Source organism: Streptomyces prunicolor NBRC 13075, from assembly GCF_000367365.1.
Classification (GTDB): domain Bacteria; phylum Actinomycetota; class Actinomycetes; order Streptomycetales; family Streptomycetaceae; genus Streptomyces; species Streptomyces prunicolor.
In genome coordinates, this window is sequence record NZ_BARF01000069.1 from 1 (window position 1) to 15405 (window position 15405).

Consider the following 15405-nt stretch of genomic DNA (forward strand, 5'->3'; position numbering starts at 1 on the left):
CCGCGGGGCGCGACAAGCCCCCACCGGCCCGCAGGGGAATAGACAACGCGAACCCCCGGTTTTGGGAGATGGCTCCAGTGCTGGCAGACTGGACAGTCGGCCCCGGTTCACGCGACCGCACCCGCGGCAGCGACCCGGCGCCCTCCCGAAACTAGGAGACACCTTGAAGCGCGAGATCCACCCCGAGTACGTCGAGACCCAGGTCAGCTGCACCTGCGGCGCGTCGTTCACCACCCGCAGCACGATCACGAGCGGCAACATCCGCGCCGAGGTCTGCTCCGAGTGCCACCCGTTCTACACGGGCAAGCAGAAGATCCTCGACACCGGTGGCCGCGTGGCCCGCTTCGAGGCCCGCTTCGGCAAGGCTGCTGCCGGCTCCACGAAGTAGCGAGCTTCCATTTCGCCGGTCCCCGGCCACGCCCTTTTTTCGGCGTGCCGGGACCGGCGTTTTTGGTCGCCCGCCTTCCCTTCCGTACGCATTTCAGGAGCCCAAGATGTTCGAGGCTGTCGAGGACCTCATCGGCGAGCACGCCGACCTTGAGACGAAGCTCGCCGACCCGTCGGTCCACGCCGACCAGGCCAACGCGCGCAAGCTGAACAAGCGCTACGCCGAGCTCACCCCGATCGTCGCCACGTACCGCTCCTGGAAGCAGACCGGCGACGACATCGAGACCGCGCGTGAACTCGGCGCCGACGACCCGGAGTTCGCGGCCGAGGTCAAGGAGTTGGAGAAGACGCGCGAGGAGATCACGGAGAAGCTGCGGCTGCTGCTGGTGCCGCGTGACCCCAACGACGACAAGGACGTGATCCTCGAGGTCAAGGCGGGCGCGGGCGGCGACGAGTCCGCGCTGTTCGCGGGTGACCTGCTGCGCATGTACCTGCGGTACGCGGAGCGCGTCGGCTGGAAGACCGAGATCATCGACGCCACCGAGTCCGAGCTGGGCGGCTACAAGGACGTCCAGGTCGCCGTGAAGACCAAGGGCGGCAACGGCGCGACCGAGCCCGGCCAGGGTGTCTGGGCGCGACTGAAGTACGAGGGTGGCGTGCACCGCGTGCAGCGCGTCCCGGCGACCGAGTCCGCGGGCCGTATCCACACCTCGGCGGCCGGCGTCCTGGTCACCCCCGAGGCGGAGGAGGTCGACGTCGAGATCAACCCGAACGACCTCCGCATCGACGTCTACCGTTCGTCCGGTCCCGGCGGGCAGTCCGTCAACACGACCGACTCCGCGGTGCGCATCACGCACATTCCGACCGGAGTCGTCGCTTCCTGCCAGAACGAGAAGAGCCAGCTGCAGAACAAGGAGCAGGCACTGCGTATCCTGCGCTCCAGGCTGCTCGCCGCGGCACAGGAGGAGGCGGAGAAGAATGCCGCCGACGCCCGCCGCAGCCAGGTCCGCACGGTCGACCGCTCCGAGAAGATCCGTACGTACAACTTCCCGGAGAACCGCATCTCGGACCACCGCGTCGGATTCAAGGCGTACAACCTTGACCAGGTCCTGGACGGCGACCTCGACGCGATGATCCAGGCTTGCGTGGACGCGGACTCGGCCGCCAAGCTCGCGGCGGCGTAAGCACTGCACGTATCGCACGGACGAGTACGACACGGAGGACTTGCGTGAACCTGCTGCTCGCAGAGGTGGCCCAGGCCACCCAGCGGCTGGCCGACGCCGGCGTGCCCTCGCCGCGCAACGACGCGGAGGAGCTCGCCGCGTACGTGCACGGTGTGAAGCGGGGCGAGCTGCACTCCGTGAAGGACGTGGACTTCGACGCCCGCTACTGGGAGACCATCGCCCGGCGAGAGCAGCGTGAGCCGCTCCAGCACATCACCGGCCGCGCCTTCTTCCGGTACCTGGAACTCCAGGTCGGGCCAGGGGTGTTCGTGCCGCGCCCCGAGACCGAGTCGGTGGTCGGCTGGGCCATAGACGCGGTCCGCGCGATGGACGTCGTAGAGCCGCTGATCGTGGACCTCTGCACCGGATCCGGCGCCATCGCGCTCGCCCTCGCGCAGGAGGTCCCGCGCTCCCGGGTGCACGCCGTGGAGCTGTCCGAGGACGCCCTCCAGTGGACCCGCAAGAACATGGACGGCTCCCGGGTCGACCTGCGGCAGGGCAATGCCCTGGACGCCTTCCCCGACCTCGACGGCCATGTCGACCTGGTCATCTCCAACCCGCCGTACATCCCACTCACGGAGTGGGAGTACGTCGCTCCCGAGGCGCGGGACTACGACCCCGAACTCGCCCTGTTCTCGGGGGAGGACGGCCTCGACCTGATCCGCGGCATCGAACGCACCGCACACCGTCTCCTCCGTCCCGGCGGTGTCGTCGTCATCGAACACGCCGACACCCAGGGCGGGCAGGTGCCGTGGATCTTCACCGAGGAGCGTGGCTGGGCCGACGCGGCCGACCACCCCGACCTCAACAACCGCCCGCGCTTCGCGACCGCCCGCCGGGCGACGCCATGACAGCCGCGTTCGCCAGCCAAGCAGCGAGTGAGCCGAAGGGGCGCGTCGGTGTCGAGAGGCCGAGCGCGCGGAGGCCCGAAGGGGTGAGCACGGTCGGGGGCTCGACACCGACAACAGGCGCCCCGGAGGCGAACCGAGCTACAAAAAAAGGAGACCGCTAGACATGGCACGGCGATACGACACCAATGACGCGACCGACCGCACGACGGGTCTGCGCGAGGCCGCGTCCGCCGTCCGCCGGGGCGAACTCGTGGTCCTGCCGACCGACACGGTCTACGGCATCGGGGCCGACGCATTCTCCTCGGAGGCCGTCGCCGATCTCCTGGACGCCAAGGGCCGGGGCCGCAACATGCCCACCCCCGTCCTCATCGGCTCCCCGAACACGCTGCACGGCCTCGTCACGGACTTCTCCGAGCTGGCCTGGGAACTCGTCGACGCGTTCTGGCCGGGCGCCCTCACTCTGGTCGCCAAGCACCAGCCGTCCCTCCAGTGGGACCTGGGGGACACCCGGGGCACGGTCGCCGTACGGATGCCGCTGCACCCCGTCGCCATCGAGCTGCTGACGGAGGTCGGCCCGATGGCGGTCTCCTCCGCGAACCTCACCGGCCACCCGGCGCCGGAGGACTGTGACGCGGCCCAGCAGATGCTCGGCGACTCGGTCTCCGTGTACCTCGACGGCGGTCCGACGCCCGGCAACGTGCCGTCCTCGATCGTCGACGTCACCCGCGAGGTGCCGCTGCTGCTGCGCGCGGGCGCGATCTCGGCGGAGGAGCTGCGCAAGGTCGTACCCGACCTCGAGGTGGCGAATTGACAGCCCCTGACGCGGGGCGTGGCATAGGCAACGGGGAAGTGACGGGGACCTTCGGGCTCCCCATGGACAGCTTCCGCATCCTCCACGTCAGCACCGGCAACGTGTGCCGCTCGCCGATCACCGAGCGGCTGACCCGTCATGCCCTGGCGGACCGGCTCGGCGACCCGCTGTGGGGCGGGCTGATCGTGGAGAGCGCCGGCACGTGGGGCCATGAGGGCGCGCCCATGGAGACCAATGCGGCGACCGTCCTCACCGACTTCGGCGCGGACCCCTCCGGCTTCACCGGCCGCGAGCTGCTCGACGACCATGTGATCCGTGCCGACCTGGTCCTGACGGCCACCCGGGACCACCGCGCCCAGGTCATCTCGATGGGCCACTCGGCGGGCCTGCGCACCTTCACCCTCAAGGAGTTCACCCGCCTGGTGAAGGCGATAGACCCCGCGACCCTGCCCCCTCTGGAGGACGGCATGGTGGCCCGGGCCCGCGCCCTGGTCCGCGCGGCAGCGGCCCTACGAGGCTGGCTCCTGGCCCCCACGGCGGAAGCGGACGAGGTCTTCGACCCGTACGGCGCCCCGCTCCCGTTCTTCCGCTCCATCGGCGACGAGATAAATCAGGCGATCGACCCCGTGGTCACCGCCCTCACAGGCGTTCCCGCGAAGACCTGACAACGACCGCGCGCCCCACCCGCCCCGGGCCTACATTGGACGTACGTCACCGTCGACGCCCCGGAGTCCACCATGTCGGTCACCCCTGTCCTTGAGGCCGATGTCCTGCGTCGGCAGGACCCCGAGCTGGCCGAGATCCTGCTCGGGGAGCTGGCGCGGCAGTCGACGACGCTTCAGCTGGTCGCCGCCGAGAACTTCACCTCGCCCGCCGTGCTGGCCGCGCTCGGCTCACCGCTCGCCAACAAGTACGCCGAGGGATACCCCGGCGCCCGCCACCACGGCGGCTGCGAGATCGTCGACGTCGCCGAGCGGGTCGCCGTAGAACGGGCGAAGGCGCTGTTCGGGGCCGAGCACGCCAACGTGCAGGCGCATTCCGGGTCTTCGGCCGTGCTCGCCGCGTACGCCGCGGTGCTGCGGCCCGGTGACACCGTCCTCGCGCTGGGGCTGCCGTACGGCGGGCATCTCACGCACGGGTCGCCCGCGAACTTCTCCGGGCGGTGGTTCGACTTCGTGGGGTACGGGGTGGACGCGGAGACCGGGCTCATCGATTACGAGCAGGTCCGTGCCCTCGCCCGTACGCATCGGCCCAAGGCGATCGTCTGCGGGTCCATCGCCTATCCCCGGCACATCGACTACGCCTTCTTCCGCGAGGTCGCCGACGAGGTCGGCGCCTATCTCATCGCCGACGCCGCGCATCCCATCGGCCTCGTCGCCGGGGGAGCGGCGCCGAACCCGGTGCCGTACGCCGATGTCGTCTGCGCGACCACGCACAAGGTGCTGCGCGGGCCGCGCGGCGGGATGCTGCTGTGCGGGAGTGAGCTGGCCGAACGGGTGGACCGGGCCGTTTTTCCGTTCACGCAGGGTGGCGCGCAGATGCACACCATCGCGGCGAAGGCCGTCGCGTTCGGCGAGGCGGCGACGCCGGCCTTCACGGCGTACGCCCATCAGGTGGTCGCCAACGCACGGGTGCTCGCGGCGGGGCTGGCGGCGGAGGGGCTGGTCGTCACGACGGGCGGTACCGACACCCATCTGATCACCGCCGACCCGCTGCCCCTCGGCGTCGATGGACGTGCCGCACGTGGTCAACTCGCCGCCGCCGGAGTGGTGTTGGACTGTTGCGCGCTGCCGCACGGAGACTCGCGCGGGCTGCGGCTGGGTACCGCCGCGGTGACCACGCAGGGCATGGGGGAGGGCGAGATGGCGGGGATCGCGGCGCTGGTCGCGGGGGTGCTGCGCGGGCGGGTGGATACCCGGCGGGCCCGTGACGAAGTGCGGGATCTTGTGGGTGGATTCCTGCCGTATCCGGGCTGAACGGGGGTACCCGTACCCAGGTGCACAGCCACACGTGCAACCATCGTCGCTACCCGGAAGTCCCCAACCATATGCGTCCCTCGCTAGGGTGTGGGGCTGTGATGGCCAGCGAGACCTGTGGGGAAGCCTGTGCGTGAATACCTGCTGACGCTCTGCGTGACGGCCGCGGTGACGTATCTGCTGACCGGGCCGGTGCGGAAGTTCGCGATCGTGGCCGGGGCGATGCCGGAGATCCGGGCCCGTGACGTGCACCGGGAACCCACTCCGCGGCTCGGCGGTATCGCCATGTTCTTCGGTCTGTGCGCCGGTCTGCTGGTCGCCGACCACCTGACCAACCTCAGCGAGGTCTTCGAGAACTCGAACGAGCCGCGCGCCCTGCTCTCCGGAGCGGCCCTGATCTGGCTGATCGGCGTCCTGGACGACAAGTTCGAGATCGACGCCCTGATCAAGCTGGGCGGCCAGATGATCGCCGCCGGCGTGATGGTCATGCAGGGTCTGACGATCCTGTGGCTGCCCATCCCGTTCGTCGGCAACGTGGCGCTGACCCAGTGGCAGGGCACCCTGCTCACGGTCGCCCTGGTCGTCATCACCATCAACGCGGTCAACTTCGTGGACGGCCTCGACGGCCTGGCCTCCGGCATGGTGTGCATCGCGGCCTGCGCGTTCTTCCTGTACGCCTACCGGATCTGGTACTCGTACGGCATCGAGGCCGCCGCCCCGGCCACGCTCTTCTCGGCGATCCTGATGGGCATGTGCCTGGGCTTCCTGCCGCACAACATGCACCCCGCGCGGATCTTCATGGGCGACTCCGGTTCGATGCTGATCGGCCTGGTGCTGGCCGCGGGTGCGATCTCCATCACGGGACAGGTCGACCCGGACGCGCTCCAGCTGTTCGTCGGCTCCGAGAAGGCGGCGGTGCACCAGACGGTGCCGGTCTACATCCCGCTGCTGCTGCCGCTGACGATCATCGCGGTGCCGGCCGCCGACCTGGTGCTGGCCATCGTGCGCCGTACCTGGCGCGGACAGTCGCCCTTCGCCGCGGACCGCGGCCATCTGCACCACCGGCTCCTGGAGATCGGCCACTCGCACAGCCGGGCGGTGCTGATCATGTACTTCTGGTCGGCGCTGATCGCGTTCGGGGCGCTGTCCTACTCGGTCAACTCGGCCTCGATGTGGATCGTCCTCGGCATCGTCTTCCTGAGCGCGATCGGCCTCCTGCTGCTCCTGCTGCCGCGCTTCACGCCGCGCGCCCCGCGCTGGGCCGAACACCTGGTGCCGCCTCGATATCGCCGTCGCAGGGCCGCAGTTGACCCCGTGGCCGTGCTGGCGGAGGAGGACCGCGACCCGCGTCCTCCCATTGTCGGCGGAGTGTCAGGAGTCAACGGGGCGACCGCAGTCGGCCCCCGTTCGCGCCTCCTGGACGGACGTAAAGCCGAGTCCTCGCGCTGACGCCAAGGTAAGAATCTGACTAAAGCGTTGCCATCCCGTGGGCAGACAAAGCCTCCCCATACCAGACAAGTTGGCCGCTATTTTGCACAGACGCGCACTGTCACTCTCATGTGTGACAGCAAGCACACCTTCTAGGTAAAGACCGCATCAAATAGTTTGTGATACGGTTCACGAGAACCCGGGACAGAGCCGAAGGACCGTAGTGCGAGGGTCCATTGGCGTGAGGTTCTCTCTCATCCCGGGACTACGCTCGTCCATGACGACACGCCCCCCTTAGCAAGCGGAGTTGCCGCCATGCCGTCCAATGACGCCCGGATTCTCCTTCAAGCCGCTGTGCCCACAGCTGCCGTCGGCGCGATTGCCGCCGTCGTCAGTGGTGTGGTCGTCGGCGGCAAAGGAGCTATTGGGGCAGCCGTTGCGACGCTGATCGTGATCCTCTTCATGGGAATCGGGCTCTACGTTCTGCAGCGCACTGCCAAATCGCTTCCGCACCTGTTCCAGGCGATGGGCCTCATGCTCTTCGCGGCGCAGATTCTTCTGTTGTTCATTTTCCTCGCCGCGTTCAAGCACACCTCGCTGTTCAATCCCAAGGCCTTCGCGTTCACCCTGCTCGCCGGAACCATCGTCTGGATCGTCGCGCAGACCCGTGCCCACATGAAGGCCAAAATCCTCTACGTCGAGCCCGAGAAGTCGGAGCACTCGTCGTGAGAGGTAGGGCCGGGATAAGAGCACGTAAGCGACCCTGCTATCGTCCGGTGCCAACTGCGGCATCGCGGGCGCGGGCATCTGAGCTGACGCCTGCTCAATCGCGAGGCTCGATGCCCCACTGCCGCCCCCACATCCGTAACACCAGTCCAGTGCCGAACCGCGGCTGCGCGCCGCGCCGACACAACGAGGTTGCCGTACCTATGCGCCACGCTGAAGGAGCCCGCGGTGAGTGCTGACCCGACGCAGGTGCTCGCCTTCGAGACCGACTGCCACATCTTCGACGGCTGTGGCTTCCCGGCTCCCGGCCTGCACTCGTTCCTGTTCAAGCCCCTTCTGGGGGACGGCGACAGCAACGTGTACTTCAACAAGCCGATGCTGCTGGCGCTGATCGGCTCGGTCATCGTCGTCGGTTTCTTCTGGGCCGCCTTCCGCAAGCCGAAGGTCGTCCCCGGCAAGCTGCAGATGGTCGCCGAGACCGGCTACGACTTCATCCGCCGCGGTGTCGTCTACGAGACGATCGGAAAGAAGGAAGGCGAGAAGTACGTACCGCTCGTCGTCTCGCTCTTCTTCTTCATCTGGATGATGAACCTCTGGTCGATCGTCCCGGTCGCCCAGTTCCCGGTGACCTCGATCATCGCGTACCCGGCGGTTCTCGCAGTCATCGTCTACATCCTGTGGGTCTCGCTGACGTTCAAGCGGCACGGATTCGTCGGTGCCTTCAAGAACTTCACCGGTTACGACAAGTCGCTGGGCGCGGTGCTGCCGCTGGCCATGACGATCGAGTTCTTCTCGAACCTCCTCGTCCGGCCGTTCACGCACGCCGTACGACTCTTCGCCAACATGTTCGCGGGCCACACCCTGCTGCTGCTCTTCACGATCGCCAGCTGGTACCTGCTGAACGGCATCGGTATCGCCTACGCCGGCGTCAGCTTCATCATGACGCTCGTGATGACGGCCTTCGAGCTCTTCATCCAGGCCCTGCAGGCGTACGTGTTCGTCCTCCTGACCTGCACCTACATCCAGGGCGCGCTCGCCGAGCACCACTGAGCAACACCCCTCCAGAACCCCCTTAGCGTCCGGTGGCCAACCCCCGCCGGTCCGTACAGAGAAGGAAGAATCAGCATGGCTGCCACTGAGACCCTCGCCGCCGTCTCCGGTTCGCTCGGCTCCATCGGCTACGGCCTTGCCGCCATCGGTCCCGGCGTCGGCGTCGGCATCATCTTCGGCAACGGCACCCAGGCTCTTGCCCGTCAGCCCGAAGCTGCCGGCCTGATCCGCGCCAACCAGATCCTCGGCTTCGCCTTCTGTGAGGCGCTCGCCCTCATCGGTCTGGTCATGCCGTTCGTCTACGGCAAGTAGATCTGCGGATCCACGACAGCCCACTAGACGAAAGGCACTGACATGAGCCAGCTGCTCATTCTGGCGGCCGAGACGGAGAACCCTCTCGTCCCGCCGATCCCTGAGCTTGTCATCGGCCTGATCGCCTTCGTCATCGTCTTCGGCTTCCTCGCCAAGAAGCTCCTCCCGAACATCAACAAGGTTCTGGACGAGCGGCGCGAGGCCATCGAGGGCGGTATCGAGAAGGCCGAGGCCGCCCAGACCGAGGCGCAGAGCGTGCTTGAGCAGTACAAGGCTCAGCTCGCCGAGGCCCGGCACGAGGCCGCGCGGCTGCGCCAGGAGGCGCAGGAGCAGGGCGCCACGCTCATCGCCGAGATGCGCGCGGAAGGCCAGCGGCAGCGCGAGGAGATCGTCGCCGCCGGTCACACGCAGATCGACGCCGACCGCAAGGCCGCTTCGCAGGCGCTGCGCCAGGACGTGGGCAAGCTCGCCACCGACCTGGCCGGCAAGCTCGTCGGCGAGTCCCTCGAGGACCACGCCCGGCAGAGCCGTGTGATCGACCGTTTCCTCGATGAACTCGAGGAGAAGGCCGAGGCCGCACGATGAACGGAGCGAGCCGCGAGGCCCTGGCAGCCGCACGTGAGCGTCTCGACGCGCTGACGGACTCCACGTCCGTGAACGCGGCGCAGCTCGCCGACGAGCTGGCCGCCGTCACCGCGCTGCTCGGCCGTGAGGTGTCCCTGCGCCGGGTCCTCACCGACCCGGCGCAGGACGGCGAGGCCAAGGCCCAGCTGGCCGAGCGCCTGCTCGGCGCCCAGGTCGGCGGCCCCGCCCTCGACCTGCTGTCCGGCATGGTGCGCTCCCGCTGGTCGCAGTCCCGCGACCTGGTGGACGCGCTGGAGGAGCTGGCGGCCACCGCCGACCTCACCGCCGCCCAGCAGTCGGGCGAGCTCGACGACGTCGAGGACGAGCTGTTCCGGTTCGGCCGGATCGTCTCCTCGAACACCGGGCTGCGCGCCGCGCTGACCGACCGCGCCGCCGGCACGAGTGCCAAGAGCGAGCTGCTCGGCAGCCTGCTCGGCGGCCGCGCCAAGCCGGCCACCGAGCGACTGGTGACCCGCCTGGTGACCGCGCCCCGGGGACGTAGCCTGGAAGCGGGACTCGAGTCCCTCTCCAAGCTCGCCGCCGAGCGCCGCAGCCGCCTGGTCGCGGTCGTCACCACGGCGGTCCCGCTGAGCGACCCGCAGAAGCAGCGCCTGGGCGCCGCCCTCGCGAAGCTCTACGGCCGCAACATGCACCTGAACATCGACGTGGACCCCGAGGTCCTCGGCGGTATCCGGGTGCAGGTCGGCGACGAGGTCATCAACGGCTCCATCGCGGACCGCCTCGATGACGCCGCTCGCCGCATGGCGAGCTAGCAGCACCCATACAAAGACGTAGTAAGGCGGCCCGAGTTGGGCCGTGCAGAGGATTCACCTCGTCACGGGGGGAGTCCCCCCATCCCCCCAAGTGAAACTTCGGGCCCAACAAGGAGAGCAGGGAACCCAGATGGCGGAGCTCACGATCCGGCCGGAGGAGATCCGGGACGCGCTGGAGAACTTCGTCCAGTCGTACAAGCCGGACGCGGCCTCGCGCGAGGAGGTCGGTACGGTCACCCTTGCCGGCGACGGCATCGCGAAGGTCGAGGGCCTGCCCTCGGCCATGGCCAACGAACTGCTGAAGTTCGAGGACGGCACCCTCGGTCTCGCGCTCAACCTCGAAGAGCGCGAGATCGGTACCGTCATCCTCGGTGAGTTCAGTGGCGTCGAGGAGGGCCAGCCGGTCACCCGCACCGGAGAGGTCCTGTCCGTCGCCGTCGGCGAGGGCTACCTCGGCCGTGTCGTCGACCCGCTCGGCAACCCGATCGACGGCCTCGGCGAGATCGAGACCACCGGCCGCCGCGCCCTGGAGCTTCAGGCCCCGGGCGTCATGGTCCGCAAGTCGGTGCACGAGCCGATGGAGACCGGCTACAAGGCCGTCGACGCGATGACCCCGATCGGCCGTGGCCAGCGTCAGCTGATCATCGGCGACCGCCAGACGGGCAAGACCGCCCTGGCCGTCGACACGATCATCAACCAGCGCGACAACTGGCGCTCGGGCGACGTGAACAAGCAGGTCCGCTGCATCTACGTCGCCATCGGTCAGAAGGGCTCCACCATCGCCTCCGTGCGTGGTGCGCTCGAAGAGGCCGGCGCGCTGGAGTACACGACCATCGTCGCCGCCCCGGCGTCCGACCCGGCCGGCTTCAAGTACCTTGCGCCGTACACCGGTTCGGCCATCGGCCAGCACTGGATGTACGACGGCAAGCACGTCCTCATCATCTTCGACGACCTCTCCAAGCAGGCCGACGCCTACCGCGCCGTGTCCCTGCTGCTGCGCCGTCCGCCGGGCCGCGAGGCCTACCCGGGTGACGTCTTCTACCTGCACTCCCGTCTGCTGGAGCGCTGCGCGAAGCTCTCCGACGAGATGGGCAAGGGCTCGATGACCGGTCTGCCGATCGTCGAGACCAAGGCCAACGACGTCTCGGCGTTCATCCCGACCAACGTCATCTCCATCACCGACGGCCAGTGCTTCCTGGAGTCGGACCTCTTCAACGCCGGTCAGCGCCCCGCGCTGAACGTCGGTATCTCCGTCTCCCGAGTCGGTGGTTCCGCGCAGCACAAGGCGATGAAGCAGGTCTCCGGCCGACTGCGTCTCGACCTCGCCCAGTACCGCGAGCTGGAGGCGTTCGCCGCCTTCGGTTCCGACCTGGACGCCGCGTCGAAGGCCCAGCTGGAGCGCGGTCAGCGCCTGGTCGAGCTGCTCAAGCAGCCGCAGTACCAGCCGATGCCCACCGAGGACCAGGTCGTCTCCGTGTGGTCCGCGACCACCGGCAAGATGGACGACGTACCGGTCACCGACATCCGCCGCTTCGAGAAGGAGCTGCTGGAGTACCTGCACCGCAAGGAGCAGGGCCTCATGACCTCCATCAAGGAGGGCGGCAAGATGTCGGACGACACCCTCACCGCCGCCGCGGACGCGATCGCCGAGTTCAAGAAGCAGTTCGAGACCTCGGACGGCAAGCTCCTCGGCGAGGACGCCCCGGCCGCGGCCAAGTGACGTAGGAAGGGACCTGACTCATGGGAGCCCAGCTCCGGGTCTACAAGCGTCGCATCCGATCCGTCACCGCGACCAAGAAGATCACCAAGGCGATGGAGATGATCGCCGCCTCGCGCGTCGTCAAGGCGCACCGCAAGGTGCAGGCCTCGACGCCGTACGCGAAGGAACTGACGCGTGCGGTCACGGCGGTCGGAACGGGTTCCAACACCCGGCACCCGCTGACCACCGAGGCGGAGACGCCGACCCGTTCCGCGGTACTGCTCCTCACGAGCGACCGCGGTCTGGCCGGCGCCTTCAACTCCAACGCCATCAAGGCCGCGGAGCAGCTGACCGCACGTCTCGAGGCCGAGGGCAAGGAGGTCGACACGTATATCGTCGGCCGCCGCGGTGTCGCCCACTACAACTTCCGTGAGCGCAAGATCGCGGAGCAGTGGACCGGCTTCACCGACCAGCCCGAGTACGCGGACGCGAAGAAGGTCGCGGGTCCGCTCATCGAGGCCATCGAGAAGGACACGGCCGAGGGCGGCGTGGACGAACTCCACATCGTCTACACCGAGTTCGTCTCGATGATGACGCAGACGCCGATCGACAGCCGGCTGCTGCCCCTCAGCCTCGAAGAGGTCGCGGAGGACGTGCCCCAGGGCGAGATCCTTCCGCTGTACGACTTCGAGCCGTCGGCGGAGGACGTCCTGGACGCCCTGCTGCCGCGGTACGTCGAGAGCCGTATCTACAACGCGCTGCTCCAGTCGGCTGCCTCCAAGCACGCCGCCACCCGCCGCGCGATGAAGTCGGCGACCGACAACGCGGGAGACCTGATCACCACGCTCTCCCGTCTTGCCAACGCGGCCCGCCAGGCCGAAATCACCCAGGAAATCAGCGAGATCGTCGGTGGCTCCGCAGCCCTGGCCGACGCGACCGCGGGGAGTGACAAGTAATGACGACGACAGTTGAGACGGCCGTTGCCACGGGCCGCGTCGCCCGGGTCATCGGCCCGGTCGTCGACGTGGAGTTCCCCGTCGACGCGATGCCGGAGATCTACAACGCTCTGCACGTCGAGGTGGCCGACCCGGCCCTGGACGGCGCGAAGAAGACGCTGACCCTGGAGGTCGCCCAGCACCTGGGTGACGGCCTGGTCCGCACCATCTCGATGCAGCCCACCGACGGTCTGGTCCGCCAGGCCGCGGTCACCGACACGGGAACGGGCATCACCGTCCCGGTCGGCGACTTCACCAAGGGCAAGGTTTTCAACACCCTTGGTGAGGTGCTGAACAGCGACGAGAAGTACACGGGCGAGCGCTGGTCCATCCACCGCAAGGCCCCGCGCTTCGACGAGCTCGAGTCGAAGACCGAGATGTTCGAGACCGGCGTCAAGGTCATCGACCTGCTGACCCCGTACGTCAAGGGCGGCAAGATCGGCCTGTTCGGCGGTGCCGGTGTCGGCAAGACGGTGCTCATCCAGGAGATGATCTACCGCGTCGCCAACAACCACGACGGTGTCTCCGTGTTCGCCGGTGTCGGCGAGCGCACCCGTGAGGGCAACGACCTCATCGAGGAGATGGCCGACTCGGGCGTCATCGACAAGACGGCGCTCGTCTTCGGTCAGATGGACGAGCCCCCGGGCACCCGTCTGCGCGTGGCCCTGGCCGGTCTGACCATGGCGGAGTACTTCCGCGATGTGCAGAACCAGGACGTGCTGTTCTTCATCGACAACATCTTCCGCTTCACGCAGGCCGGTTCCGAGGTCTCGACCCTGCTCGGCCGCATGCCCTCCGCGGTGGGCTACCAGCCGAACCTGGCCGACGAGATGGGTCTCCTCCAGGAGCGCATCACCTCGACCCGCGGTCACTCGATCACCTCGATGCAGGCGATCTACGTCCCCGCGGACGACCTGACCGACCCGGCCCCGGCCACCACCTTCGCCCACCTCGACGCGACGACGGTTCTGTCCCGTCCGATCTCCGAGAAGGGCATCTACCCGGCCGTGGACCCGCTGGACTCCACGTCCCGCATCCTGGACCCGCGGTACATCGCGGCGGAGCACTACAACACCGCGATGCGCGTCAAGACGGTCCTCCAGAAGTACAAGGACCTTCAGGACATCATCGCGATCCTCGGTATCGACGAGCTGGGCGAGGAGGACAAGCTCACCGTCCACCGTGCCCGTCGCGTGGAGCGCTTCCTGTCCCAGAACACCCACGTCGCCAAGCAGTTCACCGGCGTCGACGGGTCGGACGTCCCGCTGGACGAGTCGATCGTGGCCTTCAACTCGATCATCGACGGCGAGTACGACCACTTCCCGGAGCAGGCGTTCTTCCTCTGCGGTGGTATCGAGGACCTGAAGGCGAACGCGAAGGAGCTGGGCGTCTCCTGACCCCGTGCTTCACCTGAGGGGGTGGGGCGTGTCCCACCCCCTCTTTCACGCCCATTAGAATTGACCCAACACCCGGCACGACCGCCGGGTGGTGACCCGAGGAGCCCACCTTGGCTGCTGAGCTGCATGTCGAGCTCGTCGCCGCGGACCGCCAGGTCTGGTCCGGCGAGGCCACCCTGGTCGTCGCGCGCACCACGTCCGGCGACATCGGCGTCATGCCCGGTCACCAGCCGCTGCTCGGTGTGCTGGAGTCGGGCCCGGTGACCATCCGCACGAGCGACGGCGGGACGGTCGTCGCCGCGGTGCACGGCGGTTTCATCTCGTTCGCGGACAACAAGCTGTCGCTGCTCGCCGAGATCGCCGAGCTGTCGGACGAGATCGACGTCCAGCGCGTGGAGCGCGAGCTGGAGCAGGCGAAGGCGGCGGGCGACGAGTCCGCCGAGCGCCGCGCGGACGTCCGCCTGCGTGCGGTGGAGACGCGCTGAACCCAGGTTCGACGCGATGACGTGACTCAGCCGCGGCTGGGACCGGAGGAATCCGGCCCCAGCCGCGGCTGAGGCGAATGTGGGTGTTTTTTCCGTTCCGTTACCTGTTTTGCCTAGGAGACGAGGAGGTCGGTGTCGATGGTCCTCGCTCTGACTGCGTGCGGAATTGTGGTGGCCCTGGTGGTGCTGGGCCTGTTCGTCTTCGGCCTCCGCCGCAGACTCATCCAGCGCTCCGGCGGCACCTTCGACTGTTCCCTGCGCTGGGACGTCCCGGAGAAACCCGACACCAACGGCAAGGGCTGGAGCTACGGCGTCGCCCGCTACAACGGCGACCGCATCGAGTGGTACCGCGTCTTCTCCTACGCCTACCGCCCGCGCCGCACGCTGGAACGCTCCGCGATCGAGGTCGCCGGCCGCCGTCTCCCCGAGGGCGAGGAGGAACTCGCCCTCCTCTCCGACGCGATCATCCTGACTTGCCTGCACCGGGGCACGCGCCTCGAACTCGCCATGAGCGAGGACGCGTTGACCGGTTTCCTGGCCTGGCTGGAGGCGGCTCCGCCCGGCCAGCGGGTCAACGTGGCCTGAGCCGGCCCGAGTCGGCCCGAGCCGGGACAACGCACCGCGGACAGACCCCGTGAGGTCTGTCCGCGGCAGGGCGCTGAGCGGCG

Annotated in this window: 17 protein-coding genes; all 17 read left to right on the forward strand. The window is 68.3% G+C overall.

Annotation, left to right across the window (positions count from 1 at the left end):
- Positions 1-163: 163 nt before the first annotated feature.
- The 17 genes from rpmE to SPR02S_RS30010 all read left to right on the forward strand — a co-directional run bounded on the left by rpmE (position 164) and on the right by SPR02S_RS30010 (position 15322).
- Entirely contained in the window at positions 164-388 is a 225-nt protein-coding gene (gene rpmE, locus SPR02S_RS29930; protein ID WP_019060712.1) for a 50S ribosomal protein L31, read from the forward strand.
- Positions 389-494: 106 nt separating this feature from the next.
- Positions 495-1571, forward strand: a complete 1077-nt coding sequence (gene prfA, locus SPR02S_RS29935) for a peptide chain release factor 1 (RefSeq protein ID WP_019060713.1) — start codon at positions 495-497, stop codon at positions 1569-1571.
- 44 nt (positions 1572-1615) lie between these two features.
- Positions 1616-2461 (forward strand): peptide chain release factor N(5)-glutamine methyltransferase, encoded by an 846-nt coding sequence (gene prmC / locus SPR02S_RS29940; RefSeq protein WP_019060714.1) that lies wholly within the window; start codon positions 1616-1618, stop codon positions 2459-2461.
- Positions 2462-2624: 163 nt separating this feature from the next.
- Positions 2625-3272: an L-threonylcarbamoyladenylate synthase gene (locus SPR02S_RS29945; RefSeq protein WP_019060715.1), complete on the forward strand. Its 648-nt coding sequence runs from the start codon at positions 2625-2627 to the stop codon at positions 3270-3272.
- Positions 3269-3937: an arsenate reductase/protein-tyrosine-phosphatase family protein gene (locus SPR02S_RS29950; RefSeq protein ID WP_026150979.1), complete on the forward strand. Its 669-nt coding sequence runs from the start codon at positions 3269-3271 to the stop codon at positions 3935-3937. The genes SPR02S_RS29945 and SPR02S_RS29950 overlap by 4 nt, the downstream gene beginning before the upstream one ends.
- A gap of 72 nt (positions 3938-4009) precedes the next feature.
- The gene (gene glyA / locus SPR02S_RS29955; protein WP_019060717.1) at positions 4010-5248 is read left to right on the forward strand and encodes a serine hydroxymethyltransferase; all 1239 of its coding nucleotides are present in this window, start codon (positions 4010-4012) and stop codon (positions 5246-5248) included.
- Positions 5249-5377: 129 nt separating this feature from the next.
- Positions 5378-6697 carry an MraY family glycosyltransferase gene (locus SPR02S_RS29960; RefSeq protein ID WP_019060718.1) on the forward strand — a complete coding sequence of 440 codons (1320 nt, stop codon included), beginning with the start codon at positions 5378-5380 and terminating at the stop codon, positions 6695-6697.
- Positions 6698-6991: 294 nt separating this feature from the next.
- On the forward strand, positions 6992-7405 hold the full coding sequence (locus SPR02S_RS29965; RefSeq protein ID WP_026150980.1) for a Cg1360 family ATP-synthase-associated protein: 414 nt from the start codon (positions 6992-6994) through the stop codon (positions 7403-7405).
- A 210-nt stretch (positions 7406-7615) separates the two neighbouring features.
- On the forward strand, positions 7616-8452 hold the full coding sequence (gene atpB, locus SPR02S_RS29970; RefSeq protein WP_043258576.1) for a F0F1 ATP synthase subunit A: 837 nt from the start codon (positions 7616-7618) through the stop codon (positions 8450-8452).
- Between the two features lie 75 nt (positions 8453-8527).
- Complete coding sequence (locus SPR02S_RS29975; RefSeq protein WP_019060721.1) at positions 8528-8764, forward strand: ATP synthase subunit C-like protein; 237 nt, start codon at positions 8528-8530, stop codon at positions 8762-8764.
- A 42-nt stretch (positions 8765-8806) separates the two neighbouring features.
- Positions 8807-9349: a F0F1 ATP synthase subunit B gene (locus SPR02S_RS29980; RefSeq protein ID WP_019060722.1), complete on the forward strand. Its 543-nt coding sequence runs from the start codon at positions 8807-8809 to the stop codon at positions 9347-9349.
- Positions 9346-10161 (forward strand): F0F1 ATP synthase subunit delta, encoded by an 816-nt coding sequence (locus SPR02S_RS29985; protein WP_019060723.1) that lies wholly within the window; start codon positions 9346-9348, stop codon positions 10159-10161. The genes SPR02S_RS29980 and SPR02S_RS29985 overlap by 4 nt, the downstream gene beginning before the upstream one ends.
- A 130-nt stretch (positions 10162-10291) precedes the next feature.
- Positions 10292-11881, forward strand: a complete 1590-nt coding sequence (atpA, locus tag SPR02S_RS29990) for a F0F1 ATP synthase subunit alpha (RefSeq protein WP_019060724.1) — start codon at positions 10292-10294, stop codon at positions 11879-11881.
- Positions 11882-11901: 20 nt separating this feature from the next.
- Positions 11902-12816 (forward strand): F0F1 ATP synthase subunit gamma, encoded by a 915-nt coding sequence (locus SPR02S_RS29995; protein ID WP_019060725.1) that lies wholly within the window; start codon positions 11902-11904, stop codon positions 12814-12816.
- On the forward strand, positions 12816-14252 hold the full coding sequence (gene atpD / locus SPR02S_RS30000) for a F0F1 ATP synthase subunit beta (protein WP_019060726.1): 1437 nt from the start codon (positions 12816-12818) through the stop codon (positions 14250-14252). The genes SPR02S_RS29995 and atpD overlap by 1 nt, the downstream gene beginning before the upstream one ends.
- 110 nt (positions 14253-14362) lie before the next feature.
- A complete protein-coding gene (locus tag SPR02S_RS30005; protein ID WP_019060727.1) occupies positions 14363-14737 on the forward strand; it encodes a F0F1 ATP synthase subunit epsilon in 375 nt (124 codons plus the stop codon).
- Between the two features lie 138 nt (positions 14738-14875).
- Complete coding sequence (locus SPR02S_RS30010) at positions 14876-15322, forward strand: DUF2550 domain-containing protein (RefSeq protein ID WP_026150981.1); 447 nt, start codon at positions 14876-14878, stop codon at positions 15320-15322.
- The last annotated feature ends 83 nt before the right edge of the window (positions 15323-15405 follow it).

Excerpts from the sequence above, each read along its gene's own strand:
- prfA (WP_019060713.1), top strand. The coding sequence starts at position 495 with ATGTTCGAGGCTGTCGAGGACCTCATCGGCGAGCACGCCGACCTTGAG.
- SPR02S_RS29945 (WP_019060715.1), top strand. The coding sequence starts at position 2,625 with ATGGCACGGCGATACGACACCAATGACGCGACCGACCGCACGACGGGT.
- glyA (WP_019060717.1), top strand. The coding sequence starts at position 4,010 with ATGTCGGTCACCCCTGTCCTTGAGGCCGATGTCCTGCGTCGGCAGGAC.
- SPR02S_RS29965 (WP_026150980.1), top strand. The coding sequence starts at position 6,992 with ATGCCGTCCAATGACGCCCGGATTCTCCTTCAAGCCGCTGTGCCCACA.
- SPR02S_RS29975 (WP_019060721.1), top strand. The coding sequence starts at position 8,528 with ATGGCTGCCACTGAGACCCTCGCCGCCGTCTCCGGTTCGCTCGGCTCC.
- SPR02S_RS29980 (WP_019060722.1), top strand. The coding sequence starts at position 8,807 with ATGAGCCAGCTGCTCATTCTGGCGGCCGAGACGGAGAACCCTCTCGTC.
- SPR02S_RS29985 (WP_019060723.1), top strand. The coding sequence starts at position 9,346 with ATGAACGGAGCGAGCCGCGAGGCCCTGGCAGCCGCACGTGAGCGTCTC.
- atpA (WP_019060724.1), top strand. The coding sequence starts at position 10,292 with ATGGCGGAGCTCACGATCCGGCCGGAGGAGATCCGGGACGCGCTGGAG.
- SPR02S_RS29995 (WP_019060725.1), top strand. The coding sequence starts at position 11,902 with ATGGGAGCCCAGCTCCGGGTCTACAAGCGTCGCATCCGATCCGTCACC.
- atpD (WP_019060726.1), top strand. The coding sequence starts at position 12,816 with ATGACGACGACAGTTGAGACGGCCGTTGCCACGGGCCGCGTCGCCCGG.
- SPR02S_RS30010 (WP_026150981.1), top strand. The coding sequence starts at position 14,876 with ATGGTCCTCGCTCTGACTGCGTGCGGAATTGTGGTGGCCCTGGTGGTG.